We start from the raw sequence: 24289 nt of genomic DNA, 5'->3' as shown, positions 1-24289 counted from the left end.
TGGGGTACACCTGCTGGGTTTCAGTAATCATCCCCGCGCGCGGTCACATCCCGCTCAGTCGGCTCAGCCTGAGGGTCATAGCCCACCGGGAACTTGCCCTTCAACGTCCAGGCGAAGGCAATAATCTCGGCGATGGTCCGGTACAACTCTTCCGGGATGCTGTCGCCCAGTTCCATGCGCGCCAGCAATTTCACCAATTCGGCGTTTTCATAAATCGGTACTTCATGTTCCCGCGCCAATTTGAGGATGGCTTCGGCCAGTGCGTCGTCGCCTTTGGCGGTCAGGGCGGGGGCGGCCTTGCCGTCGTATTTGAGGGCTATGGCCTGGCGTGGCGGGTTGGGATTTTTCATGCGGTTTCATCCACCCAGCGTTGTTCAAGCCCGGTCTTTGGCCCGCGTGGCGGGGTGCCGAGGTGGCAGTCGATGTCGCCGACGTTGAGGCCCGATGACACCAGGCGCTCGCGCAGGCTGCCCAGGTGGCTTTCGATCAGGCTGGCGGTGAAGGGGCGGGAGGCCCACAGCTGGCTGGAGAGTTTGCCCTCGCTCAGTTGTGCCTGGACCTGCAACGGGCCCAGAGGCTCCATGTCGAAGGCCAGTTCCACGCGCCACAGCATCTTTTTCGCGTCGCGCTCGATCTTGCGCTCGGGTTCGTCCTTGTCCGGCGCCGGTTCTTCGCGCTGGAACTTGACCTGCAACGGCACGATGTCCTGCAAGGTGCGCAGGGGGATTTCCATCTGCCAGGTGGTTTGCAGGCGACCATCGGCGGTGGTGCCGGTCTGTTCCAGGCTCGACAGTTGATGGCTCTGCAAGCGCGAGATGGCAGCGGCGGCCAGGCGTAGCAGGTTTTCCAGGCTGTTTTCACCGTCCAGGCGCTGCAACAGGCGCTCCGGCAGCGGGAAACCGCCCGGCGCGGTGCGGGCGCCCACCTGGCCGAGGGTGCCCAGGGGGCTGCGCACGAAGCTGGGCAGCATCTGCGCCAAGGTGTTGGCGGCCAGGATTGCATTGAGGTTGGTGCTGGCGGGCAGGGCGGGCATCAGTTCGGCCACCAGGCGTAGCAGGCTGCCCTTCATGTCCAAGGGCGGGATCAGCGGGTTTTGCCCGGCCAGCAGTTTGGCTTCGAGGAGCGCGCCACTGTTGTGCAGCAACTGTGCGAGGACCTTGGGGTTGCTGACCTGGGTCAGGTCCGGCATCCCGGCCAGTACCCGTTCCACGGCGGCGCGCAGATCCGCTGGCAGTTCGGCATTGCGCGGCAGGTTTTGCAGGGCGTTGAGCAAACCTTCCAGCGAGCCCTGGCGGCTTTGCTGGGTTGCAAGCTGCTGGCTGATCGCCAGTTGATCCTGGCGTCCGCTCAAGGGCACGAAGTCCAGGGCCTGTGCGCCCTGGACCACGGCACTGAGTAAACTGCCGATGCGCAGCGGCTGCGGGCTTTCCAGGGTCAGGGTCGTGCCGCTCAACGCGTTGTTGAGCACCGATACCAGCGAGCGGTACAGCGCCGGCTGCCCGGCGCCCTGGGGCAGCATCTGCGAGGTCAGCACCTTGGCTTGCAACAACGTGCCCACCGGCAACTGGTTTGTGTCGATACGGGTCAGGGCCGCGACATTGGCACTCAAGGCCTGTTGCAGGCTGATCGCCAGGTCGCCCGAAGCCGTCTGGCTCACCGCCACGTTGCTGCCCAGGGGCAACGGTTGACTGCTGGCGGCCTGCACCAGGGTTTGCCGGCCACCTTCCAGGGTCAGCTTGAGCAGCAGCTGAAAGGCTTCACCGCCTTGTTTGAGCGCCAAGACTTCGGCGTTCACGGTTTTGCCAGCGTCGATCAACCCTGTCTGGGGTTCCAGCAGTTTCAGCAACTCACCCACCGCAGGCGCAGGCCTGGGCCCGGTAGCGGGTGCTGGGGGAAGGATCGGAAGGTTGATGTCACCGCTCATCGTGGCCGCCGTCTCAAGGAAATTGCCCTCTTTAGAGTAGGGCATCGCATGTATAATGCCGCCCGTCTGCAAAGAGCGGCGCAAAAACATCACAACTGATTGATCCAGCTCTCTAAAACAGGCCGCCAATGCGTTTATTCTGCATCTCTTTAACGGCCGTTCCACCGCCGACTTGAACCGTAAAGGCCCGCGATCTTGTGACCAGTCCACTACTTGAAGCCGTTGCGCTTGCCTGTGAGCGAGACCTGCGGATGCTGTTCGAACATCTCGAACTGCGTCTGGCGGGCGGCGACATGGTGCAGATCAGTGGGCCCAACGGCAGCGGCAAGACCAGTCTGCTGCGCCTGCTGGCTGGCTTGATGCAGCCGACGGCGGGCCAGGTACGCCTCAACGGCAAGCCCCTGCACGAGCAACGTACGGAGCTGGCGCGCAACCTGGTGTGGATTGGCCACGCCGCGGGCATCAAGGATGTGCTGACGCCTGAAGAAAACCTCAGTTGGCTCAGCGCCCTGCATCACCCGGCCGCGCGCGAGTCAATCTGGCAGGCCCTGGCCGCCGTGGGCCTCAAGGGCTTTGAAGATGTGCCGTGTCACACCCTGTCGGCCGGCCAGCAACGCCGCGTGGCCTTGGCCCGCCTGTATCTGCCGGGCCCGCCGCTGTGGATCCTCGACGAACCCTTCACCGCCCTCGACAAACAAGGTGTGGCGCAACTTGAAGAACATCTGGCAAAGCACTGCGAACAAGGCGGCATGATCGCCCTCACCACCCACCACACCTTGACCCGCATGCCCGCCGGTTACCGTGAGCTGGATCTGGCACGGTGGTCGGTATGAGTGTATTTGCCCTGTTGGTCGCTCGCGAAGCGCGTTTGTTGTGTCGGCGCCCGGCTGAGTTGGCCAACCCGCTGGTGTTCTTCGCGATTGTCATCGCCCTGTTCCCTTTGGCGGTCGGTCCCGAGACTAAACTGTTGCAAACCTTGTCTCCGGGACTGGTGTGGGTCGCGGCACTTTTGTCCGTCCTGCTCTCGCTGGACGGGCTGTTTCGCAGTGATTTTGAAGATGGTTCCCTCGAACAGTGGGTCCTTTCGTCGCACCCCCTGCCTCTTCTGGTACTGGCCAAGGTACTGGCACACTGGGCCTTCTCCGGCCTGGCGCTGGTCCTGCTGGCGCCGCTGCTGGCGATGATGTTGGGCTTGCCTGCCGAATGCCTGCCGGTGTTGCTGGCCTCGTTGTTGCTAGGTACCCCGGTGCTGAGCCTGCTGGGGGCGGTGGGTGCGGCACTGACCGTCGGCTTGAAACGTGGTGGGCTGTTGCTGGCCTTGCTGATTTTGCCTTTGTATATCCCGGTGTTGATCCTGGGCAGCGGTGCCTTGCAAGCCGCGCTCATGGGGATGCCGGCGACCGGTTACCTCTTGTGGCTTGGCAGCCTGACCGCCCTGGCGGTAACCCTGACACCGTTTGCTATAGCGGCCGGCCTGAAGATCAGCGTCGGCGAATAATGAGGTCTGACTAGGCGTTGTCTTAGTCAGTAAAGACCCTAAGCTTCTTGCCACGACAAGAAGCAACCGTGATGGAAACAGCAATGAACTGGACCTGGTTTCACAAGCTCGGCTCGCCCAAGTGGTTCTATGGCATCAGCGGCAAAATGCTGCCCTGGCTCGCCATCGCCGCCTTCCTGCTGATCGGTATCGGCCTGGTCTGGGGCCTGGCCTTCGCGCCGCCGGACTACCAGCAGGGCAATAGCTTTCGCATCATCTATATCCATGTTCCTGCCGCGCTGCTGGCCCAGTCCTGCTACGTGATGCTGGCGGTGTGCGGCATCGTCGGGCTGGTGTGGAAGATGAAGCTGGCCGACGTCGCCCTGCAATGCGCGGCGCCCATTGGTGCGTGGATGACGGCTGTGGCGCTGCTGACCGGGGCGATCTGGGGCAAGCCAACCTGGGGTTCGTGGTGGGTCTGGGATGCGCGACTAACGTCCATGTTGATCCTGCTGTTTCTGTACTTCGGTCTGATTGCCCTGGGCAATGCCATCAGCAATCGTGAGAGTGCGGCCAAGGCTTGTGCGGTGCTGGCGATTGTCGGCGTGATCAACATCCCGATCATCAAGTACTCCGTGGAGTGGTGGAACACCCTGCACCAGGGCGCGACCTTTACCCTCACCGAAAAACCGGCGATGCCCGTGGAAATGTGGGCGCCGTTGCTGCTGATGGTCCTGGGCTTCTACTGCTTTTTCGGCGCGGTGCTGCTGATGCGCATGCGTCTGGAAGTGCTCAAGCGTGAAGCCCGCGCCAGTTGGGTCAAGGTCGAAGTACAAAACAGCCTGGGAGCCCGTGGATGAGCTTCGCCTCTTTCAGTGATTTTCTCGCCATGGGCCATCACGGCCTGTATGTCTGGACCGCCTATGGCATCAGCCTCGCGGTACTGGCCCTGAACGTTGTTGCGCCGATCCTGGCCCGCAAGCGTTACCTGCAACAAGAGGCGCGTCGTCTGCGCCGGGAGACCGAAAAGTGAATCCGCTGCGTAGAAAGCGTCTGTTGATCATCCTTGCCATCCTGGTGGGCGTCGGCATTGCCGTGGGCCTGGCCTTGAGTGCCTTGCAGCAGAACATCAACCTGTTCTATACCCCGACCCAGATCGCCAATGGCGAAGCGCCGCAAGACACGCGCATCCGTGCCGGCGGCATGGTCGAGGCTGGTTCCCTGAAGCGCTCCGGCGACTCCCTGGACGTGACCTTCGTGGTCACCGACTTCAACAAATCCGTGACCATCACCTACCGCGGCATCCTCCCGGACCTGTTCCGCGAAGGGCAGGGCATCGTCGCCCTCGGCAAGCTCAACGCCCAGGGCGTGGTGGTGGCCGATGAAGTGCTGGCCAAGCACGATGAAAAATACATGCCGCCGGAAGTGACCAAGGCCCTGAAAGAAAGCGGCCAATCCGCGCCAACCCCAGCCAAGGAGGGTTAAGCGATGACCTCTACATTGTTTATTCCCGAGTTGGGCCAGTTGGCGATGATCCTCGCCCTGTGCTTTGCCATCGTCCAGGCCATCGTGCCGCTGCTGGGCGCCTGGCGCGGTGATCGGTTGTGGATGAGCCTGGCGCAGCCGGCCGCCTGGGGGCAATTCGCGTTCCTGGCGTTCGCCTTCGCTTGCCTGACCTACGCCTTTATGACCGACGATTTTTCCGTCGCCTATGTCGCCAGCAACTCCAACAGCGCCTTGCCCTGGTATTACAAGTTCAGCGCCGTCTGGGGTGCCCACGAAGGTTCCCTGCTGCTCTGGGCCCTGATCCTCGGCGGCTGGACCTTCGCCGTGTCGGTGTTCTCCCGGCAGTTGCCGCAAGTGATGCTGGCGCGGGTGCTGGCGGTGATGGGTATGATCAGCATCGGCTTCCTGCTGTTCCTGATCATGACGTCCAATCCGTTCGAGCGGATCTTGCCGCAGATTCCTACCGATGGCCGCGACCTCAACCCGCTGCTGCAGGATATCGGCCTGATCGTCCACCCGCCTATGTTGTACATGGGCTATGTGGGTTTCTCCGTGGCCTTCGCCTTTGCCATCGCGGCCTTGCTCGGCGGGCGTCTCGACGCCGCCTGGGCACGCTGGTCGCGACCGTGGACCATCGTCGCCTGGGCCTTCCTCGGTATCGGCATCACCCTGGGCTCGTGGTGGGCCTACTATGAACTCGGCTGGGGCGGCTGGTGGTTCTGGGACCCGGTGGAAAACGCCTCCTTCATGCCCTGGCTGGTGGGCACGGCGCTGATCCACTCCCTGGCCGTCACCGAAAAGCGTGGCGTGTTCAAGAGCTGGACCGTGTTGCTGGCCATTGCCGCTTTCTCCCTGAGTTTGCTAGGCACTTTCCTCGTACGTTCCGGCGTGCTGACCTCGGTGCATGCGTTCGCCGCCGACCCTGAGCGCGGTGTGTTTATCCTGATTTTCCTGCTGTGCGTGGTGGGTGGTTCGCTGACGCTGTTCGCCCTGCGCGCGCCGGTGGTCAAGAGCCACGTAGGCTTCAACCTGTGGTCGCGGGAAACCCTGCTGCTGGGTAACAACCTGGTACTGATAGTCGCTGCCTCGATGATCCTGCTGGGCACCCTGTATCCGCTGGTGCTCGATGCCCTGACCGGCGCCAAGCTGTCGGTCGGCCCGCCGTACTTCAACGCGCTGTTCATCCCGTTGATGGGCCTGCTGATGGTGGTGATGGCCATTGGCGTACTGGTGCGCTGGAAAGACACCCCGGTCAAATGGTTGCTGGGTATGCTGATCCCGGTGCTGCTGGGCAGTGCCGCCTTGTCGGTGATTGCCGGGATTGCCTACGGCGATTTCAACTGGGCGGTGCTCGCCACCTTCATGCTCGCTGCGTGGGTGCTGCTGGCCGGTGTGCGCGATATCTTCGACAAGACCCGCCACAAGGGCCTGATCAAAGGCCTGCCGACCCTGACCCGCAGCTACTGGGGCATGCAGATTGCCCACATCGGCATCGCCGTGTGCGCCCTGGGCGTGGTGTTGTCCAGCCAGAACAGCGCCGAGCGCGACCTGCGCCTGGCCCCTGGCGAGTCCATGGACCTGGCCGGTTACCAGTTCGTCTTTGAAGGCGCCAAGCACTTCGAAGGGCCGAACTTCACCTCCGACAAAGGCACCGTGCGCGTCGTGCGCAATGGCAAGCAAATCGCCGTGCTGCACCCGGAAAAACGCCTGTACACCGTACAGAGCTCGATGATGACCGAAGCCGGGATCGACGCCGGGTTCACCCGTGATCTCTACGTGGCCCTGGGCGAACCGCTGGGCGATGGCGCCTGGGCCGTGCGCGTACACGTCAAACCGTTTGTGCGCTGGATCTGGTTCGGCGGCCTGCTGACCGGTTTTGGTGGTCTGCTGGCCGCGATGGACCGGCGTTACCGGGTCAAGGTCAAGAGCCGGGTGCGTGAAGCCCTCGGCATGCAGGGAGCTGCGGTATGAAGCGTTGGTTGATGGTGTTGCCGCTTGCAGTGTTTTTGGTGGTTGCGGTGTTTTTGTATCGCGGCCTGTCCCTGGACCCGGCCGAGCTGCCGTCGGCGATGATCGGCAAGCCGTTCCCGGCGTTCTCGCTGCCGACGGTGCAGGGCGACAAAACCCTGACCCAGGCCGACCTGATCGGCAAGCCGGCGCTGGTCAACGTGTGGGCCACCTGGTGCATCTCGTGCCGCGTGGAGCACCCGGTGCTGAACAAACTGGCCGAGAAGGGCGTGGTGATCTATGGCATCAACTACAAGGACGACAATGCGTCGGCCTTGAAGTGGCTGGCCGAGTTCCACAACCCGTACCAACTGGATATTCGCGATGAAGACGGCAACCTCGGCCTCAACCTCGGCGTCTACGGTGCCCCGGAAACCTTCTTTATCGACGCCAAGGGCGTGATCCGCGACAAGTTCGTGGGCGTGATCGACGAAGTGATCTGGCGCGAACAACTGGCGGCCAAGTACCAGGCCCTGGTGGACGAGGCCAAGCCATGAAGCGTTGGTTGACCGCCGCTGTATTGGTGCTGGGGCTGGTGGGTGTGGCCCATGCCGCCATCGACACCTATGAATTTGCCCGCGATGGCGACCGCGAGCGTTTCCGCGAATTGACCAAGGAACTGCGCTGCCCCAAGTGCCAGAACCAGGACATCGCCGACTCCAACGCGCCGATTGCCGCTGACCTGCGCAAAGAAATTTTCCGCATGTTGGGCGAAGGCAAGGACAACCAGCAGATCATCGACTTCATGGTTGATCGCTACGGTGATTTTGTGCGCTACAAGCCGGCGCTGACCGGCAAGACCGCTTTGCTCTGGTTTGGCCCCGCCGCCCTGTTGCTGGGCGGCCTGGTGGTCATGGCCGTGATCGTCCGCCGTCGCCGTGCGGCTCCCACCGATGGCTCCGACGCGCTATCTGCCCAAGAGCGCCAACGCCTCGACCAACTGCTGGACAAAAAAACTGATGATTGATTTCTGGCTCGCAGCTGGCCTGCTGCTCCTGGTTGCCTTGAGTTTCCTGTTGATCCCGGTGTTGCGCGTACGTCGCGCCCAGCGTGAAGAAGACCGCACCGCCTTGAACGTCGCGCTGTATCAGGAACGTGTCGCCGAACTGCAAACCCAACAAAGCGAAGGTGTGCTCAACGCGGCGCAACTCGACACCGGCCGCGCCGAAGCTGCCCGTGAATTGCTCGCCGATACCGAAGGCGTGGAAAAACCCCGCGAATCGCGCCTGGGCAAGCCGCTGCCACTGCTGGCCGCGGTGCTGGTGCCGGTATTGGGCCTTGCGCTGTACCTGCATTACGGCGCCATCGACAAGGTTGAACTGACCCGCGAATTCGCCGAGCCGCCGGTGTCTCTTGCTGATATGACCCAGCGCCTGGAACGGGCGGCGGCGGCGCAACCGGATTCGGCCGAAGGCCTGTACTTCCTGGGCCGCGCCTACATGGCCCAGGACCGTTCGGCCGATGCGGCCAAGGTCTTCGAGCGCGCCGTGGCCGTGGCCGGTCGCCAGCCCGAATTGCTCGGGCAGTGGGCCCAGGCGCAGTACTTTGCCGACAACAAACAGTGGTCACCCAAGCTTCAGGCCCTGACCGACGAAGCGCTGAAGCTCGACCCGAAGGAAGTCACCAGCCTCGGCCTGCTGGGTATCGCCGCCTTTGAAGGGCAGCGTTACCAGGAAGCCATCGACTACTGGAACCGTCTGTTGGCCTTGTTGCCGGAGAAAGACAACTCCCGCGCCGCGCTGCAAGGCGGCATCGACCGCGCAGCCGAGAAGTTGAAAGAGGGCGGTGGTACCGTCGCACCGACTGCCAAGACCTCCGTGATGAAAGTACGGGTGGACCTGGCGGCCGACGTCAAAGCCCGCGCTCTGCCGACTGACAGCGTCTTCATCTTCGCCCGTGCCGTTTCCGGCCCGCCCGCGCCACTGGCCGCCAAGCGCGTCACCGTGGCTGACCTGCCGGTGACCGTCGAACTGGGCGATGCCGACGCGATGATGCCGCAGTTGAAACTGTCCAACTTTCCCGAAGTCCAACTGGTTGCGCGCATTTCACGGGCCGGTCAACCGACTGCCGGCGAGTGGATCGGGCGCAGTCAACCCCTGGCCAGCAGCACCACCGCGACCCAGCAGTTGACCATCGACAGTCCGGACAAATAATTTCGAGGAAACCCCCATGACCGCCATCGCTCGTATCACCCTGCTCAGCCTGGTATTGGGCCTGAGTGCTTGCGCGGTCCACCGGCCACCTCCTGCCCCTACGGGCCCGACCATTCCACCGTCGGGTCCGTCGACCAAACCGGTGACCAAACCTTCCGGCCCGGTCACCGCCCCACCCAAAGCACTGCCCAGTTCCTCTCCCACCTTCGCTCCCCCTCCGGGCGCTGCCAGCCACTGGGACGGCAAGATGGGCGTCTACGTGCTGGACGAACAACCGGACACTTTCTACCGCCAGCGCACCTACTACCGCTGGAGCAACGGCTGGAGCCGCTCCATCAGCCCGAACGGGCCATGGGAAGAGACCAATGTGCAGGGCGTACCGCCGGGGTTGAGTAAGCACTACGCGCAATGACAAAAGGCGACCTTCGGGTCGCCTTTTTCTTTCCCGCCTGGAACACCGCCGTCCAGTCAACGCAGATCAAATGTAGGCGCTGGCTTGCCAGCGAAAAACTCCCAGACGCTGCGGTCATCCTGAATGCCCGCGTCATCGTTGACGTCCATCGCTGGCAAGCCAGCTCCTACAGGGACTCGCTTTCGCGAGCAAGCCCGCTCCCACAAGGGGGCGGCGGCTTCAAGAAACACGTGCCTGCGTCATTCCAACCTTTCACAAAACCTTAACCAAACCGTCCCCCTCCCGTCATGTGCAAGTCATAGGTCTGACACCTGCCGCGCCTACTGTCGTTTGAACTCAAACACAGCCATGGAAGGCTGTTCAAACCAAGACAGAGAAGCCCATGACTCCCGCTATCCATGTCGATCACCTGAACAAGACCTTTGCGAAGAAAACCGCACTGGTCGACCTCGAACTCACCATCGCCACGGGTGAGATGGTCGCGCTGATTGGTGCGTCCGGTTCCGGCAAGTCCACGTTGTTGCGTCATTTGGCAGGCCTGGCCTGTTGCGACAAGGGCAATGGCGGCAGCGTCAAGGTGCTGGGCCGGGAGGTGCAGGCCAGTGGGCGGTTGAATGGCAAGGTGCGCAGGTTGCGGGCGGATATCGGCTATATCTTCCAGCAGTTCAACCTGGTCAATCGCCTGAGTGTGATCGACAACGTGCTGCTCGGTTGCCTGGGCCGCATGCCGCGCTGGCGCGGCAGCCTCGGGTTGTTCAATGCCGAGGAAAAGCAATGTGCCATGCAATCCCTGGCGCGGGTCGGCCTGGCGGACCTGGCCCAGCAACGCGCCTCCACTTTGTCCGGCGGCCAGCAGCAACGCGTGGCGATTGCCCGGGCGTTGACCCAGCGTGCCGAAGTGATCCTCGCCGATGAACCCATCGCCTCACTCGATCCGGAGTCGGCGCGCAAGGTCATGGAAATCCTCGCCGACATCAATCGCCGCGACGGCAAGACCGTGGTGGTGACCCTGCATCAAGTCGATTACGCCATGCGTTATTGCCCGCGTGCCGTGGCGCTCAAGGGTGGGCGCATTCATTTCGACGGGCAGGGTAGCGCGATGAGCAGCCAGTTCCTCAACGATCTGTACGGTGCCGATGTCGACGCCAGCCTGATGATTTGCGACCAGTCCCGCCACGCCGAGCTGCCCCAACGGCTGGCCCTGGCACGCGCTTGAACCCTTACTCACGAGCCACAGGAGCCTGTTCCATGTTGAACCGTATCGGTCATGTTTTTCTGTCTGCGGTGTTGTTGGCCAGCGTCGCCATGGGCAATGCCCAGGCTGCCGACAAGGCGATCAACTTCGGCATCATGTCCACCGAGTCTTCGCAGAACCTCAAGAGCATCTGGCAGCCATTTCTGGATGACATGCACAAGAAGACCGGCCTGACCATCAACGCCACTTTCGCCTCCGACTACGCCGGCCTGATCCAGGGCATGCGTTTCAACAAGGTCGATGTGGCCTGGCTCGGCAACAAGGCGGCAATGGAAGCGGTGGACCGCTCCAACGGCGAGATCTTCGCCCAGACCGCCGCCGCCAACGGTGCTGCCGGCTACTGGAGCCTGCTGATCGTGCGCAAGGACAGCCCCCTCAACTCCGTTGAAGACATGCTCAAGAACGCCAAGAACCTGACCTTTGGCAACGGCGACCCGAACTCCACCTCGGGCTATCTGGTGCCGGGCTACTACGTGTTCGCCAAGAACAATGTGGACGCGGCCACCGCCTTCAAGCGCACGCTCAACTCCAGCCATGAAGTCAACGCACTGAGCGTGGCCAAGGGGCAGTTGGACGTGGCCACCTTCAACACCGAAAGCTGGGACCGCCTGGAGGTCACCCAGCCGGACAAGGCCGCGCAACTCAAGGTGATCTGGAAGTCGCCGCTGATCCCCGCCGACCCGCTGGTGTGGAGCAAGGCGTTGACCGACAGCGAGAAAACCAAGATCCGCGACTTCATCTTCAACTACGGCAACACCGATGAAGAGAAGGCGGTACTCAAGAACATGCAACTGGGCAAGTTCCTCGCTTCCAACGACGACCAGTTGCTGCCGATCCGCCAACTGGAGCTGTTCAAGCAGCGCACCACCATCAGTGCCGACAGCAAGCTGGCCGAGGCTGACAAGGCCAAGAAACTGGCAGAGATCGATGCTGACCTGGCCAAGCTGCAACAGCGCCTGACCGAGCTGGACAAGAAAACCGCCGCCAACAGCTAACCCCCTGTGGGAGCGGGCTCCCACAGGGGCCCAGTTCCTACAATCATCGAGAGTGACCCATGACTACGTTGCACGCTGAAGCCGTCGGCAAGCGCACCTGGCCGCAATACCTCGGCTGGGGCCTGTTCCTGGTGCTGCTGGCCTGGGCCTGGAAGGGCGCCGAGATGAACCCGCTGGCGCTGTATCGCGACTCGGGAAACATGGCGACCTTCGCCGCCGACTTCTTCCCGCCGGACTTCCATGAATGGCGCTCTTACCTCAAGGAAATGATCGTCACCGTGCAAATCGCCCTCTGGGGCACGGTACTGGCGATTGTCTGCTCGGTGCCCCTGGGCATCCTCTGCGCCGACAACATCACCCCATGGTGGATTCACCAGCCGCTGCGCCGGGTGATGGATGCCTTCCGTTCGATCAACGAAATGGTGTTCGCCATGTTGTTCGTGGTGGCGGTCGGCCTGGGTCCGTTTGCCGGCGTCCTGGCCTTGTGGATCAGCACCACCGGGGTCCTTGCCAAGTTGTTTGCCGAAGCGGTCGAGGCTATCGACCCAGGCCCGGTGGAAGGGGTGCGCGCCACCGGTGCCAGTGCCTTGCAGGAAGTGATCTACGGCGTGATCCCGCAAGTGATGCCGCTGTGGGTGAGCTACGCGCTCTACCGCTTCGAAGCCAATGTGCGCTCGGCAACGGTGGTGGGCATGGTCGGCGCCGGCGGGATCGGGGTGATCCTGTGGGAGAACATCCGCGCCTTCCAGTTCGTCCAGACCTGCGCGGTGCTGCTGGTGATCATCGTGGTCGTGAGCCTGATCGACGTGCTGTCCCAACGCCTGCGCAAGCGGTTTATCTGACTTCGGAGGGGTGCCTGAGGGCGCTTTTTTAAAGCATGCAGTTGTCTAGACAAGATGAGCCGGTGTACCGCGAACTCGCCGATATCCTGCGTCGCGAACTCAGCGACTACCAGGCCGGTGACTTCCTGCCGGGCGAGGTGCAATTGGCCGAACGTTTTGGCGTCAACCGCCACACGCTGCGTCGGGCCATTGATGAGTTGGTGTTCGAAGGCAGCCTGCTGCGTCAGCAGGGCAAGGGCACGCAAGTGCTGGACCGGCCGCTGATCTACCCGATGGGTGCCGACACTGCCTACAGCCAATCGCTGTCGGCCCAGGGCCACGGGGTGCAGGCGCTGTTGCTCAAGCGCCGTTATTGCTACGCCAGCCGTGACGAAGCGCAGCACCTGGGGATCGCCGAGATGGCGCCGATGATCGAGCTGCAAACCCTGCGCAAACTCGACCAGCAGCCGGTCAGCCTGATCCGCCATCGCTACTGCGCCAGCCATGCGCCGCTGCTGGCGGACTACAACGGCGGCTCCCTGCGTCAATACCTGCGCGAGCGCGACCTGCCGCTGACCCGCACCCAGAGCCTGATCGGTGCGCGCCTGCCCAACCGTGATGAAGCCGCGCTGCTGATGATGCCCCGGCACTTGCCAGCCTTGACCGTATTCACCCTTTCCCGCGATCGCGATGGCCGCCCGGTGGAGCTGGCGCAGTCCACCAGCCGTTCGGATCGCTTCCAGTACCAGGTGCTGACCTGATGGAGACTTTGATGAGCCTGTCCCCGCGTCAACACTGGATCGGCGTGCTTGCCCGCGCCCTTCGCAGTGAGCTGATCCCCCACGAAGCGGCCCTGCGCGACGCCGATTACCAACTGATCCGCGCCCCGGAAATCGGCATGACCCTGGTACGCGGGCGCATGGGTGGCAATGGTGCGCCGTTCAACGTCGGCGAAATGAGCGTGACCCGTTGCGTGGTACGCCTGGCCGATGGGCGCACCGGCTACAGCTACCTGGCGGGGCGCGACAAGGTGCATGCCGAATTGGCGGCCCTGGCCGATGCCCATCTGCAAAGCGCACAGCCGAGCCAATGGCTCAGTGATTTGATCCGCGTACTGGCCAACGCCCAGGTCCGGCGCCGCGCGCAAAAAGAAGCCGATACCGCCGCCACCAAGGTCGAGTTCTTCACCCTGGTGCGAGGAGAAAACTGATGAATGCTCAATTATTACAACCGGCGTTTGTCGATCCGGTCCTGGATGCCCAACGCAGTTTTCGTGCAGCGCTCAAGGCCTTGGCCGAACCGGGTTTGATCCAGCCTCTGCCTGCGGCCCCGCACCTCGAAGGCCTGGCGCCGGCCACCTACGCCTTGTGCCTGGGGCTGCTGGATGCAGACACGCCGTTGTGGCTGGCGCCGAGCTTCGATACGCCGCTGATCCGCGCCAACCTGGCCTTCCACTGTGGCTGCCCGCTGGCCGCGCGCCGCGAAGACGCGGTGTTCGCCTTGTTGGGGGAACACGACCTGCACGACCTGAGCGGCTTCGACCACGGCAATGACCGTTATCCCGACCAGTCGTGCACCTTGCTCGTCCAGTTGAGCGACCTCGATAGCGGGCGCGGCCTGAATTGGAGCGGCCCGGGCATCCAGGCCCAGCGCCAGGTCAGCCTGCCACTGCCCCAGGCGTTCTGGCTGGAACGCCAGCGTCGCGAGGCGTTCCCCCGTGGCCTGGACGTGCTGTTCGGCGCCGGCCACTACCTGCTCGGCTTGCCCCGCAGCACCCGCGTCGCAGAGGAGTGTGCCTGATGTACGTAGCCGTCAAAGGTGGCGAACAAGCCATCGACAATGCCCACCGCCTGCTGGCGAAAAAACGCCGGGGCGACACCGCAATTCCTGAATTGAGTGTGGAGCAGATCCGCCAGCAACTGCCGCTGGCCGTTGCACGGGTGATGACCGAAGGCTCGTTGTACGACGAAGAACTGGCCGCACTGGCAATCAAGCAAGCGGCGGGGGACCTGGTGGAAGCGATCTTCCTGTTGCGCGCCTACCGCACCACGTTGCCACGCTTCAGTCCCAGCCTGCCGATCGACACCGCGCAGATGCAGCTCAGCCGACGCTTGTCCGCAACCTTCAAGGATGTGCCCGGCGGCCAGTTGCTTGGCCCGACGTTCGACTACACCCATCGCCTGCTGGATTTTGCGCTGCTGGCCGAAGGTGAGTATCCCGGCCCGCAGACCTCTGTGGATGCGTGCCTGGAACCTTGCCCGCGTGTGCTGGGGTTGTTGGCCAAAGAAGGCTTGATCAAGAACGAAGCCGACGACAATGCCCGCGTTGCCGATATCACCCGCGACCCGCTGGAGTTCCCCGCCAGCCGTGCCGAGCGCCTGCAAGCCCTGGCCCGTGGTGACGAAGGGTTTCTGCTGGCGCTGGGCTACTCGACCCAGCGTGGCTATGGGCGCAATCACCCCTTTGCCGGGGAAATTCGCATCGGTGACGTAGAGGTGTGGATTGATCCCGAAGAGCTGGGCTTTCCCATTTGCCTGGGCAGCATCGAAGTCACCGAGTGCGAGATGGTCAACCAGTTCGTCGGCTCGGCCACTGAGCTGGCACAGTTCACCCGTGGCTACGGCCTGGCGTTCGGGCATGCCGAGCGCAAGGCCATGGGCATGGCGCTGGTGGACCGTTCACTGCGCGCCGAAGAGTTCAACGAAGAGGTGGTGTCGCCGGCCCAGCGTGAAGAGTTTGTGCTGGCCCACTGCGACAACGTCGAGGCAGCCGGTTTTGTCTCGCACCTCAAATTGCCTCATTACGTGGACTTCCAGGCCGAACTGGAGCTGATCCGCAAACTGCGCCAACCGGCTGAGGGTTCCCGCCATGAATGACATTACCCAGATACCCACGCGTGATCCGGCGTACAACTTCGCCTACCTCGACGAGCAAACCAAGCGCATGATCCGCCGCGCCTTGCTCAAGGCCGTGGCAATCCCGGGTTATCAGGTGCCATTCGGTGGCCGCGAAATGCCGCTGCCCTATGGCTGGGGCACCGGTGGCATGCAATTGACCGCGGCAATCCTGGGCGCCGAGGACGTACTCAAGGTCATCGACCAGGGCGCCGACGACACCACCAACGCCGTGTCCATCCGCCGTTTTTTTGCGCGCACCGCCGGCATCGCCACCACCGAGGCCACCCCCGACGCGACGGTGATCCAGACCCGCCACCGCATCCCCGAAACGCCGTTGCAGGCCGGACAGATCATGGTCTATCAAGTGCCGATCCCCGAGCCGCTGCGTTTTATCGAGCCCTCGGAAACCGAGACCCGCACCATGCACGCCCTCAATGACTACGGGGTGATGCACGTAAAACTCTACGAAGATATCGCCACCTTTGGCCATATCGCCACGGCCTATGCCTACCCGGTAATGGTCGACGAACGCTATGTGATGGACCCCTCGCCAATCCCCAAATTCGACAACCCCAAACTCGACATGAGCCCGGCGCTGATGCTGTTTGGTGCCGGTCGCGAAAAGCGCTTGTACGCAGTGCCGCCGTACACCCAGGTCAGCAGCCTGGACTTCGAGGATCACCCGTTCGAAGTGCAGAAGTGGCAGCACTGCTGTGCGATCTGTGGCAGCCACGAATCATTCCTCGACGAGCTGATTCTGGATGACGCCGGCACCCAGAGTTTCGTGTGTTCCGATACCTGGTATTGCGCCCAACGGGTCAAGGAGAACAACCAGTGAGCCAGCCCTTATTGCAAGTGCGTGATCTGTCCCTGTTATACGGCCCGCAGAAGGGTTGCCAGGGCGTGAGCTTTGATCTGTACCCCGGCGAAGTGCTGGGGATTGTCGGCGAGTCCGGCTCGGGCAAATCCACCTTGCTCTCGCTGTTGAGCGGGCGCTTGCCACCCCAGGCCGGCAGCATCGGTTATCGGAGCAAGGAGGGCGAATGGCTGGACCTGTACAGCGCCAGCGAAGCCGAACGGCGCACTTTGCTGCGCACCGAATGGGGCTTTGTTGAACAGAATCCCCGCGACGGCCTGCGCATGGGCGTTTCGGCTGGCGCCAACATCGGCGAGCGCTTGATGGCCCAGGGCGTGCGCAACTACCAGCAGCTGCGCGGCGCCGGCCTGGATTGGCTGAGCCAGGTGGAAATCGACCCGCAGCGTATCGACGACTTGCCACGTACCTTCTCTGGCGGTATGCAGCAACGCCTGCAAATCGCCCGCAACCTCGTCTCCAGCCCGCGCCTGGTGTTTATGGATGAGCCAACCGGCGGCCTCGATGTGTCGGTGCAGGCGCGCTTGCTTGATCTGTTGCGCGGCCTGGTGCGCGAGCTGGACCTGGCGGTAGTCATCGTCACTCACGACCTGGCCGTTGCGCGTCTGCTGGCCGACCGCCTGATGGTGATGCGCCGTTCACGGGTGGTGGAAACCGGCTTGACCGACCAGATCCTCGACGATCCACAGCACCCTTATTCCCAACTGCTGGTGTCTTCGGTATTGCAGCCATGATGAATACGTTGATTGAGGTCCGAGACCTGTCGAAAACCTTCACCTTGCACCAGCAGAACGGCGTGGTGCTGAACGTGCTGCGCGGGGTGGATTTCAGTGTGCAGGGCGGTGAGTGCCTGGTGCTCCACGGCCAGTCCGGCGCCGGTAAAAGCACCTTGCTGCGCACCCTGTACGGCAACTACCTACCAGCGGGCGGCAGCATTCGCATCTGCCACGACGGGCAATGGCTGGAACTGGTGGGCGCACAGCCCCGGGACATTCTGCAGGTGCGCCAGCAGACCCTGGGCTATGTCAGCCAGTTCTTGCGGGTGATCCCACGGGTGGCGTGCCTGGATGTAGTGATGGAACCGGCATTGGCCCGTGGTTGGCCGAAACCTCAGGCCCAGGCGCGGGCCGAGCACTTGCTGGCGCGCCTGAATATCCCGCAGCGCCTGTGGCAGTTGGCGCCGGGCACGTTTTCCGGTGGCGAGCAGCAGCGGGTCAATATTGCACGCGGTTTCATGGTGGCCTGGCCGGTGATGTTGCTGGACGAACCGACAGCGTCCCTGGATGACAGCAACCGCCAGGTTGTCCTGGAACTGATGAACGAAGCCAAGGCCGGCGGTGCCGCACTGATCGGCATCTTCCATGATCGCGCCGCCCGTGAGGCGGTGGCCGATCGTCACTTGGACATGACTCCTGCCCATCAAGCCGAAGAGGAATACGCTCATGCCCGCTGAACAGATCCTCAGCAATGCCCGGCTGGTCACGGCTGATCGTGTATTTCTCGGCAGCGTGGTGCTGCGTGACGGGATGATCGTCGATCTCGCCGAAGGCCGCAGCCAGTTGTCCCAGGCCCAGGACCTGGGCGGTGATTTCCTGCTGCCGGGGCTGGTGGAGTTGCACACCGACAACCTGGAAAAGCACATGACCCCACGGCCCGGTGTGGACTGGCCGTCGACTTCGGCGGTGCTCAGCCATGACGCGCAAATCATCGCCGCCGGTATCACCACGGTGTTCGACGCGGTGTCCATTGGCGACGTCAATCCCAAGGGCAACCGCATGCAGAAACTGCCGGCGATGCTCAATGCCATTGCCTCGGCGCAAGAGGCTGGCCTGACCCGCGCCGAACACCGCCTGCATCTGCGTTGCGAGCTGTGCCACCCGGACACCTTGAGCGTGTTCCGCGACCTGGTGGAAAACCCGCTGGTGCAACTGGTGTCGGTGATGGACCACTCACCGGGCCAGCGCCAGTTTGTGCTGGAGTCCAAGTACCGTGAGTACTACATGGGCAAGTACCACCTGAACGACGAGACCATGGACGCGTTTATCGTGCTGCAAATGGCCAATTCCAAGGCCTACAGTGACCGCTATCGTGCTGCGATTGTCGAGCATTGCCTGGGGCGCGGCCTGTCGGTGGCCAGCCATGACGATGCAACGTTGGCCCACGTCGAGGAGTCGGCGCGCTACGGCATGAGCATCGCTGAGTTCCCCACTACCCTGGAAGCGGCGCGTGGTTGCCGGCAACTTGGGATGAACGTGCTGATGGGCGCCCCGAACGTGGTGCGCGGCGGGTCGCACTCGGGTAATGTGGCCGCCGCCGGCCTGGCCGCCGAGGGATTGCTGGATATACTTTCCAGTGACTATTACCCCGCCAGCTTGCTACAGGCGGCGTTCGTCCTGGCCGATCAGCAGGACGGCGGCGATCTTTCGCGTGCGGTCAGGATGATCAGCCTGGCTCCGGCACGCGCTGCGGGCTTGAACGATCGCGGTGAAATTGCCATTGGCCTGCGGGCGGACCTGGTGCAAGCTCGGAGCCGTGAAGGGCTGCCAGTGGTCCAACAAGTCTGGCGACAAGCCAAGAGGGTGTTTTGATGGCAGGCAGGTTGATCTATCTCATCGGGCCATCGGGTTCGGGCAAGGACAGCCTGCTGGATGCCGCGCGCCTACGTTTGGCCGAGCGCGGTTGCCGCATTGTGCGGCGAGTGATCACCCGCTCGGCGGAGGCGGTGGGTGAGGCGGCCGAGGGGGTCAGCCCCGCACAATTTGCGGCGATGAACGCCGAGGGCGCCTTTGCCCTCAGTTGGCAGGCCAATGGTTTGTCCTATGGCATTCCCCGGCAGATCGACGACTGGCTGGCGGTGGGGGACGATGTACTGGTCAACGGCTCGCGCGGTCATCTGGCGCAGACTCGCGAGCGTTATCCGACGCTGTTGGTGGTGTTGCTGACGGTTGATCAGGCGGTGCTGCGCCAACGCCTGCTGGCGCGAGGGCGTGAGTCGGTGGCAGAAGTCGACGCACGCCTGGCGCGCAATACACAGTTCACTGACAGCCTGACGGCGACTCCCGGCGTATTTCTGCTGGATAATTCCGGGTCGCTGGCACATACCGTTGAACGTTTGTTCAGGTGCCTGGACGCAGGGCACTCGGCATGCGCCTGACCTTGTTGGGCACCGGTGACGCCCGCCAGGTCCCGGTGTATGGCTGTGAATGCGCCGCCTGTGCCCTGGCCCGCAGCGATGCACGCTTGCGTCGCCGCGAATGCAGTGCGTTGGTCGAGTGCGGTGACCAGCGCTGGTTGATCGACAGCGGGCTGACGGACCTGACCGAGCGCTTCCCGCCACGCAGCCTCAGCGGCATTCTGCAGACCCACTACCACGCCGATCATGCCCAGGGCCTGCTGCATCTGCGCTGGGGCCAGGGCCTGACTATTGCGGTGCATGGCCCGGCAGACCCCGAAGGCCTGTCGGACCTCTACAAACACCCCGGCATCCTCGATTTCAGCCAGCCCTTCGCCGAGTTCGAGACCCGGCAGTTTGGCGAGCTGACGGTCACCGCGTTGCCGCTGCAACATTCCAAGCTGACGTTCGGTTACCTGCTGCAAGGGCAGGGCCGGCGTATCGCTTATCTCACCGACACCACGGGCCTGCCCCCGGCAACCGTCGACTGGTTGCGGCGCGAACCCCTGGACGTACTGGTCATCGACTGCTCCATGCCGCCGCAACCCCAGGCGCCGCGTAATCACAATGACCTGACATTGGCCTTGCAATGCATCGAAGCATGCGGCGCCGAGCTTGGCGTACTGACCCACGTCGGGCATACGCTCGATGCCTGGCTGTTGCAGTATCGCGGTGAACTGCCGCGCCACGTGACGGTGGGCTGGGATGGGCGGGTGCTTTAACTCAAGGCCTTCAGTTTTTCAATATCCGGCAAAACAACCGCCAGTCTGTTCCGGTAAATCTGTGCTTGAGTAAAAATAACTCTAGGGTTACTTTTATTCGGGCCAGAGCAAGGAGGCTGTGGTGCAAAGCAGGTTATTGATCAAGGAACTGCAAGAGGCGGGCTGGGTGCTGGATCGGGTTACGGGCAGCCATCATATTTTCACCCACCGTTATAACCCGTACACGATACCGGTGCCTCATCCCAAGAAGGACCTACCCTTAGGCACCGTGCGAAGTATCAGGCGGCGCGCCGGGCTGTTTTCGTTCTAGAACGGTTTTTCAGGAGAATATTCATGCAATACCCAATCTGTATCGAATGGGGCGATGACTTTACCGCCTCCGGTATCCAGATCCCCGATATTCCAGGTGCGGTGACCGCCGGGGACAGTTTTGAAGAGGCTTACAACGCCGCAGTGGAAGTGGCCCACATCATGCTGCAAGAGATGGCCAGCGAAGGCCGTGCGATTCCCATGCCGACCTCGGTCGCGGCGCATCATGGCAACACGGAATATGCCGGGATGGGCTGGGGCATGCTGGAGCTGGATATTTCGCCTTACCTGGGCAAGACCGAGAAGGTCAATGTGACCTTGCCAGGGTATGTGATCCAGCGCATTGACCGTTATGTACGCGAGCACAAAGTCAAAAGCCGTTCGTCATTCCTGGCGGATGCCGCGTTGGAGAAATTGGTGCGTTCTTAGTGGGTGGCCCCTCCATAGGTGAGGGAAAGTGCCTGACGTTGAGGCTGAAAATGTAGAGAGGATATTTCTTAAGATAGCGACGGTTTGGATTATACAAGCGTGTTCTTTTTTACGTTTTCTTAGTGGTGTCAGCGACTTGAACGCGCATTTTCGAGGCCGGGTGACACCGGGTAAATGTAAAAAACCATGTGTTTTGTCAGCAAACTAAACCGCAGCTCAACGCGTTTCAATAAGACTCAAAGCCCAGGTGGCGAGGTGGTTTTCTGCATGAAAGATTAGAGACGGATGACGCCGGCTGAGGCAGCTTTCTGCGATGAAAGGCGACGCCATTGGACGCTGTTATCCCTGTCATTAATCGATTTGGAGATCGCCATGAGTCAAATAAATAACGCTGTTATTCATCCTGGTTGCTGCCCGGAAGAAATGTATGGACCGTCCAAGGAGCAATTTTCCGCTCGCGGGAAACGCACCATCAGTACTGATCAGGCCGCCCAGCATCTTACGCGAGAGGGGACGCGCTTTCATGATCGGGATAGGGACGGCAAGACGCAGGTGTCTTTCAACTTGAGTAGTTTCACCGAGCAGCAAAAAACCTGTGCCCGCCGGGCGATGCAGGCTTGGCAAGACGTGGCCGATATCAGTTTTCATGAGAATGCCCGCAAGGCTGACGGTTCTATTCAGGTATCCGGCGCCCATAACTCGGACAGGGGGGTGGCATGGCGATCTGGCGAGCAAAACTCCAAGACAACCGCGCAGATCGGCACAAAAGGTGTGTCACATGACCCAAAGCCTGGGAGTCATTTTCACACCACCATGATTCATGAGATCGGTCATTGTCTTGGGCTCGCCCACCCCGGCCATTACAACGGCGGAGGTACGTACGAGAAGAATGCACAGTTTGCGCAGGACACGAAGGCTGGCACAGTCATGAGTTATTGGTCTGAACGCGAGAACGCTGGCCACAACTTCAACAACAAGGGGCCCTCGGCGCCCATGATGTACGACATCGCGGCCGTCCAACGTCTTTATGGTGCAAACCGCGCTACCCGTAACACGGACACGACCTATGGCTTCAATTCCAACACCGGGCGTGAGTCGCTGAGTGTCAAGAGCGCTGCTGATTCAGCAATATTTTGTGTGTGGGACGGTGGCGGGAACGATACGTTGGATTTTTCCGGGTATTCACAGAACCAGAACATTAATCTTAATGAACAATCATTCTCGGACGTCGGGGGAATGAAAGGTAATGTTTCCATCGCCAAGGGCGTAACACTGGAAAATACCATCGGCGGTTCAGGTACTGACGTGATTACGGGAAATGATGCGGACAATCGTCTCAAGGGTGGCGGGGGCTTAGACAGGTTGAGAGGGGGAGGCGGCGCTGACACATTTGTCTACGACAAAGCCAGCGAGTCCACATCGAAGAACTCAGACCTGATCGAAGATTTTACCAGCGGTGTCGACAAGATCGATGTTTCCGGCGCCTTGAGAGAAGCCGGTATCAAAGGTCTCAACTTTTCCAGTCAATTCAATGGCCGGCCCGGTAACGCAGTGCTGAGCCATGACCCGAACACAGGGCGTGGCAGTTTGGCTATCGATATGAACGGCAATGGCAAGTCTGACTTGCTGGTTACCACAGTGGGCAAAATTCAATCCGCCGATATCGTGACGGGAGGGCAGGTGCCGGCACCGGCACCAACACCGGCACCGGCACCAACACCAACACCAACACCAACACCAACACCAACACCAACACCAACACCAACACCAGAACCCACTGCTTCTCTACTTGCTACGCTGGGAAGTGTTCTGCACGGAACCCTCATGATGTTGCAGGGGCTTGTCCGTCTGTTGGAGAAAAGCCCGTCAGAGCAGCGATAAACGATAGGCAGGATCCTGAGCGTGTTGATGAGATATCGAACGTCAGGCGCTCACTGTCGAAGCGGCTCTGGACACACTCAGGAATCGTAACAGTGCCACCAGCGGGAACAGGCTGCCGACCACAATCACCCCAAGCCAGCCGCCATGTTCATACACACTGCTGGCAATCGCCGAACCGAAGGCCCCGCCGATGAAGATGCTGGTCATGTAGAGCGCGTTCAGGCGACTGCGGCTGTGGGCGTCCAGGGCGTAGATGGTGCGCTGGCCGAGGACCATGTTCATCTGCACGCAAAAATCCAGGACCACGCCGGTGACCATCAAGCCGATGACGCTGTAGGCCGGGTGTACCAGCGCTGGCAGAAAACTCAGGGCCGCCAGCAACATCGCCAGCAATGAGGCGCGATGGGTGTGGCCAGCGTCTGCCAGGCGTCCGCTGATCGGTGCGGCGATGGCGCCCAAGGCCCCAACCAGGGCAAACAGGGCAATCTCGCTTTGGCTCAGGCCATGGTTGCGTGAGAGCTCCAGCGGCACGGCGGTCCAGAACAGGCTGAAGGCGGCGAACATGCAGCCTTGATAGAACGCCCGTTGGCGCAGCGATGGCTGCTCGCGCAGCAAAGTGCCCAACGAGCGTAGCAACTGGCCATAGCTGGCGCTGTGGTCTGGCTGGCGCTTGGGGACAGTCAACAACAGCACCACGCTGATCACGGCCATCATCGCCGCTGCGGTCATGAACATCGCCCGCCAGCCGAAGTGGTCAGCTACCAGGCTGGAAACCGGACGCGCCAGCAGAATGCCCAGCAACAGGCCGCCCATGATACTGCCCACCACCCGGCCCCGTGATTCGGCGGGCGCCAGGTGTGCAGCCAGGGGGATCAGGATTTGCACCGATACCGAACTGAAGCCGATCAACAACGACACCAGCAGGAACAGGTTCGGCTGTTCGGTAAAGGCCGCGCCCAACAGGCTGGCGATGGCAACCACGGTGGTGATGATCATCAGCCGGCGGTTTTCCAGCAGGTCGCCCAAGGGCACGAGGAAGAACAGGCCCAGGGCATAGCCGATCTGGGTCAGGGACACGATCAGGCTGGCCATGGCCGGGGTCAGGCCGATGTCCGGGGCAATCAGCTCGATGATCGGTTGGGCGTAGTAGATGTTGGCGACAATAGCCCCGCAGCAGAACGCGAATAGCAGCACCATGCCACGGGTCAGGGTGGCGGTCGCGGGTGGGGTAGCGGTCATGGTGTTCTCGTTAAAGCGGGGAAGGAGGGGGTGAAGGGTAAAGGGTAGGCGAAGGAAGGGAGTAAGTGTTACTGATGATTTCAGTCATGCCTGGCATTGATGCCTTACGCGCAAGCCAATGTGGGAGCGGCGGTGCGACGATTCGACTTGCTCGCGAAGGGGGTGTATCAGTCAAAAACTATTTGTCTGACCCACCGCATTCGTGAGCAAGTCGAA

29 protein-coding genes are annotated in these 24289 nt (G+C 61.9%); 26 read left to right on the top strand and 3 right to left on the bottom strand.

Annotated features, from left to right (window positions below):
- Positions 1–20: 20 nt before the first annotated feature.
- Positions 21–350 (bottom strand): EscU/YscU/HrcU family type III secretion system export apparatus switch protein, encoded by a 330-nt coding sequence (locus FJD34_RS11835; protein ID WP_032859079.1) that lies wholly within the window; start codon positions 348–350, stop codon positions 21–23.
- Positions 347–1924: a flagellar hook-length control protein FliK gene (fliK, locus tag FJD34_RS11830; RefSeq protein ID WP_065943497.1), complete on the bottom strand. Its 1578-nt coding sequence runs from the start codon at positions 1922–1924 to the stop codon at positions 347–349. The genes FJD34_RS11835 and fliK overlap by 4 nt, the downstream gene beginning before the upstream one ends.
- Before the next feature lie 197 nt (positions 1925–2121).
- On the opposite strand from fliK, the gene ccmA reads away from it, so the two are divergent.
- From ccmA to FJD34_RS11695, 26 genes are all read left to right on the top strand, one after another.
- Positions 2122–2757, top strand: a complete 636-nt coding sequence (gene ccmA, locus FJD34_RS11825; protein ID WP_032859084.1) for a cytochrome c biogenesis heme-transporting ATPase CcmA — start codon at positions 2122–2124, stop codon at positions 2755–2757.
- Positions 2754–3422, top strand: a complete 669-nt coding sequence (gene ccmB, locus FJD34_RS11820) for a heme exporter protein CcmB (protein ID WP_032859085.1) — start codon at positions 2754–2756, stop codon at positions 3420–3422. The genes ccmA and ccmB overlap by 4 nt, the downstream gene beginning before the upstream one ends.
- An 83-nt stretch (positions 3423–3505) precedes the next feature.
- Entirely contained in the window at positions 3506–4261 is a 756-nt protein-coding gene (locus FJD34_RS11815) for a heme ABC transporter permease (protein ID WP_032859086.1), read from the top strand.
- Entirely contained in the window at positions 4258–4434 is a 177-nt protein-coding gene (gene ccmD / locus FJD34_RS11810; protein WP_032859088.1) for a heme exporter protein CcmD, read from the top strand. The genes FJD34_RS11815 and ccmD overlap by 4 nt, the downstream gene beginning before the upstream one ends.
- Positions 4431–4886 carry a cytochrome c maturation protein CcmE gene (gene ccmE / locus FJD34_RS11805; RefSeq protein ID WP_032859090.1) on the top strand — a complete coding sequence of 152 codons (456 nt, stop codon included), beginning with the start codon at positions 4431–4433 and terminating at the stop codon, positions 4884–4886. The genes ccmD and ccmE overlap by 4 nt, the downstream gene beginning before the upstream one ends.
- 3 nt (positions 4887–4889) lie before the next feature.
- A complete protein-coding gene (locus tag FJD34_RS11800) occupies positions 4890–6878 on the top strand; it encodes a heme lyase CcmF/NrfE family subunit (protein WP_090290671.1) in 1989 nt (662 codons plus the stop codon).
- Positions 6875–7411: a DsbE family thiol:disulfide interchange protein gene (locus FJD34_RS11795; protein ID WP_032859094.1), complete on the top strand. Its 537-nt coding sequence runs from the start codon at positions 6875–6877 to the stop codon at positions 7409–7411. Before FJD34_RS11800 ends, FJD34_RS11795 begins: the two co-directional genes overlap by 4 nt.
- The gene (locus tag FJD34_RS11790) at positions 7408–7881 is read left to right on the top strand and encodes a cytochrome c-type biogenesis protein (protein ID WP_032859095.1); all 474 of its coding nucleotides are present in this window, start codon (positions 7408–7410) and stop codon (positions 7879–7881) included. The genes FJD34_RS11795 and FJD34_RS11790 overlap by 4 nt, the downstream gene beginning before the upstream one ends.
- A complete protein-coding gene (gene ccmI, locus FJD34_RS11785; protein ID WP_090290672.1) occupies positions 7874–9067 on the top strand; it encodes a c-type cytochrome biogenesis protein CcmI in 1194 nt (397 codons plus the stop codon). Before FJD34_RS11790 ends, ccmI begins: the two co-directional genes overlap by 8 nt.
- A 16-nt stretch (positions 9068–9083) precedes the next feature.
- A complete protein-coding gene (locus FJD34_RS11780) occupies positions 9084–9479 on the top strand; it encodes a hypothetical protein (RefSeq protein WP_090290673.1) in 396 nt (131 codons plus the stop codon).
- A gap of 382 nt (positions 9480–9861) precedes the next feature.
- On the top strand, positions 9862–10695 hold the full coding sequence (gene phnC / locus FJD34_RS11770; RefSeq protein ID WP_032859101.1) for a phosphonate ABC transporter ATP-binding protein: 834 nt from the start codon (positions 9862–9864) through the stop codon (positions 10693–10695).
- 32 nt (positions 10696–10727) lie between these two features.
- Positions 10728–11729 (top strand): phosphonate ABC transporter substrate-binding protein, encoded by a 1002-nt coding sequence (gene phnD, locus FJD34_RS11765; protein ID WP_032859102.1) that lies wholly within the window; start codon positions 10728–10730, stop codon positions 11727–11729.
- A gap of 59 nt (positions 11730–11788) precedes the next feature.
- Positions 11789–12571, top strand: a complete 783-nt coding sequence (gene phnE / locus FJD34_RS11760) for a phosphonate ABC transporter, permease protein PhnE (protein ID WP_032859104.1) — start codon at positions 11789–11791, stop codon at positions 12569–12571.
- A 35-nt stretch (positions 12572–12606) separates the two neighbouring features.
- The gene (gene phnF, locus FJD34_RS11755; RefSeq protein WP_166647836.1) at positions 12607–13311 is read left to right on the top strand and encodes a phosphonate metabolism transcriptional regulator PhnF; all 705 of its coding nucleotides are present in this window, start codon (positions 12607–12609) and stop codon (positions 13309–13311) included.
- Between the two features lie 11 nt (positions 13312–13322).
- A complete protein-coding gene (gene phnG, locus FJD34_RS11750) occupies positions 13323–13760 on the top strand; it encodes a phosphonate C-P lyase system protein PhnG (RefSeq protein WP_090290674.1) in 438 nt (145 codons plus the stop codon).
- Positions 13760–14350, top strand: coding sequence for a phosphonate C-P lyase system protein PhnH (phnH, locus tag FJD34_RS11745; protein WP_032859110.1), 591 nt, complete (start codon positions 13760–13762; stop codon positions 14348–14350). The genes phnG and phnH overlap by 1 nt, the downstream gene beginning before the upstream one ends.
- A complete protein-coding gene (locus FJD34_RS11740; RefSeq protein ID WP_032859113.1) occupies positions 14350–15426 on the top strand; it encodes a carbon-phosphorus lyase complex subunit in 1077 nt (358 codons plus the stop codon). Before phnH ends, FJD34_RS11740 begins: the two co-directional genes overlap by 1 nt.
- On the top strand, positions 15419–16285 hold the full coding sequence (locus tag FJD34_RS11735; RefSeq protein WP_032859115.1) for an alpha-D-ribose 1-methylphosphonate 5-phosphate C-P-lyase PhnJ: 867 nt from the start codon (positions 15419–15421) through the stop codon (positions 16283–16285). The genes FJD34_RS11740 and FJD34_RS11735 overlap by 8 nt, the downstream gene beginning before the upstream one ends.
- The gene (gene phnK, locus FJD34_RS11730) at positions 16246–17055 is read left to right on the top strand and encodes a phosphonate C-P lyase system protein PhnK (RefSeq protein ID WP_162237639.1); all 810 of its coding nucleotides are present in this window, start codon (positions 16246–16248) and stop codon (positions 17053–17055) included. Before FJD34_RS11735 ends, phnK begins: the two co-directional genes overlap by 40 nt.
- Positions 17055–17774 (top strand): phosphonate C-P lyase system protein PhnL, encoded by a 720-nt coding sequence (phnL, locus tag FJD34_RS11725; RefSeq protein WP_065943503.1) that lies wholly within the window; start codon positions 17055–17057, stop codon positions 17772–17774. Before phnK ends, phnL begins: the two co-directional genes overlap by 1 nt.
- Positions 17764–18909: an alpha-D-ribose 1-methylphosphonate 5-triphosphate diphosphatase gene (locus FJD34_RS11720; RefSeq protein ID WP_032859122.1), complete on the top strand. Its 1146-nt coding sequence runs from the start codon at positions 17764–17766 to the stop codon at positions 18907–18909. The genes phnL and FJD34_RS11720 overlap by 11 nt, the downstream gene beginning before the upstream one ends.
- The gene (phnN, locus tag FJD34_RS11715) at positions 18909–19475 is read left to right on the top strand and encodes a phosphonate metabolism protein/1,5-bisphosphokinase (PRPP-forming) PhnN (RefSeq protein WP_090290676.1); all 567 of its coding nucleotides are present in this window, start codon (positions 18909–18911) and stop codon (positions 19473–19475) included. Before FJD34_RS11720 ends, phnN begins: the two co-directional genes overlap by 1 nt.
- Positions 19466–20215 (top strand): phosphonate metabolism protein PhnP, encoded by a 750-nt coding sequence (phnP, locus tag FJD34_RS11710; protein ID WP_032859126.1) that lies wholly within the window; start codon positions 19466–19468, stop codon positions 20213–20215. Before phnN ends, phnP begins: the two co-directional genes overlap by 10 nt.
- A gap of 121 nt (positions 20216–20336) precedes the next feature.
- Positions 20337–20525, top strand: a complete 189-nt coding sequence (locus FJD34_RS11705) for a type II toxin-antitoxin system HicA family toxin (protein ID WP_032859128.1) — start codon at positions 20337–20339, stop codon at positions 20523–20525.
- 23 nt (positions 20526–20548) lie between these two features.
- Positions 20549–20953 carry a type II toxin-antitoxin system HicB family antitoxin gene (locus FJD34_RS11700; protein WP_032859130.1) on the top strand — a complete coding sequence of 135 codons (405 nt, stop codon included), beginning with the start codon at positions 20549–20551 and terminating at the stop codon, positions 20951–20953.
- 372 nt (positions 20954–21325) lie between these two features.
- Positions 21326–22834 carry a M10 family metallopeptidase C-terminal domain-containing protein gene (locus tag FJD34_RS11695; protein WP_231996179.1) on the top strand — a complete coding sequence of 503 codons (1509 nt, stop codon included), beginning with the start codon at positions 21326–21328 and terminating at the stop codon, positions 22832–22834.
- Positions 22835–22876: 42 nt separating this feature from the next.
- Here the strand turns inward: FJD34_RS11695 and FJD34_RS11690 are convergent, their stop codons facing one another.
- The gene (locus FJD34_RS11690; RefSeq protein ID WP_032859132.1) at positions 22877–24073 is read right to left on the bottom strand and encodes an MFS transporter; all 1197 of its coding nucleotides are present in this window, start codon (positions 24071–24073) and stop codon (positions 22877–22879) included.
- Positions 24074–24289: the final 216 nt, after the last annotated feature.

This window comes from Pseudomonas brenneri (genome assembly GCF_007858285.1).
Lineage (GTDB): Bacteria > Pseudomonadota > Gammaproteobacteria > Pseudomonadales > Pseudomonadaceae > Aquipseudomonas > Aquipseudomonas brenneri.
Note: the sequence above shows the minus strand (reverse complement) of the source record. Positions and strands in the feature narration are given on the sequence as shown.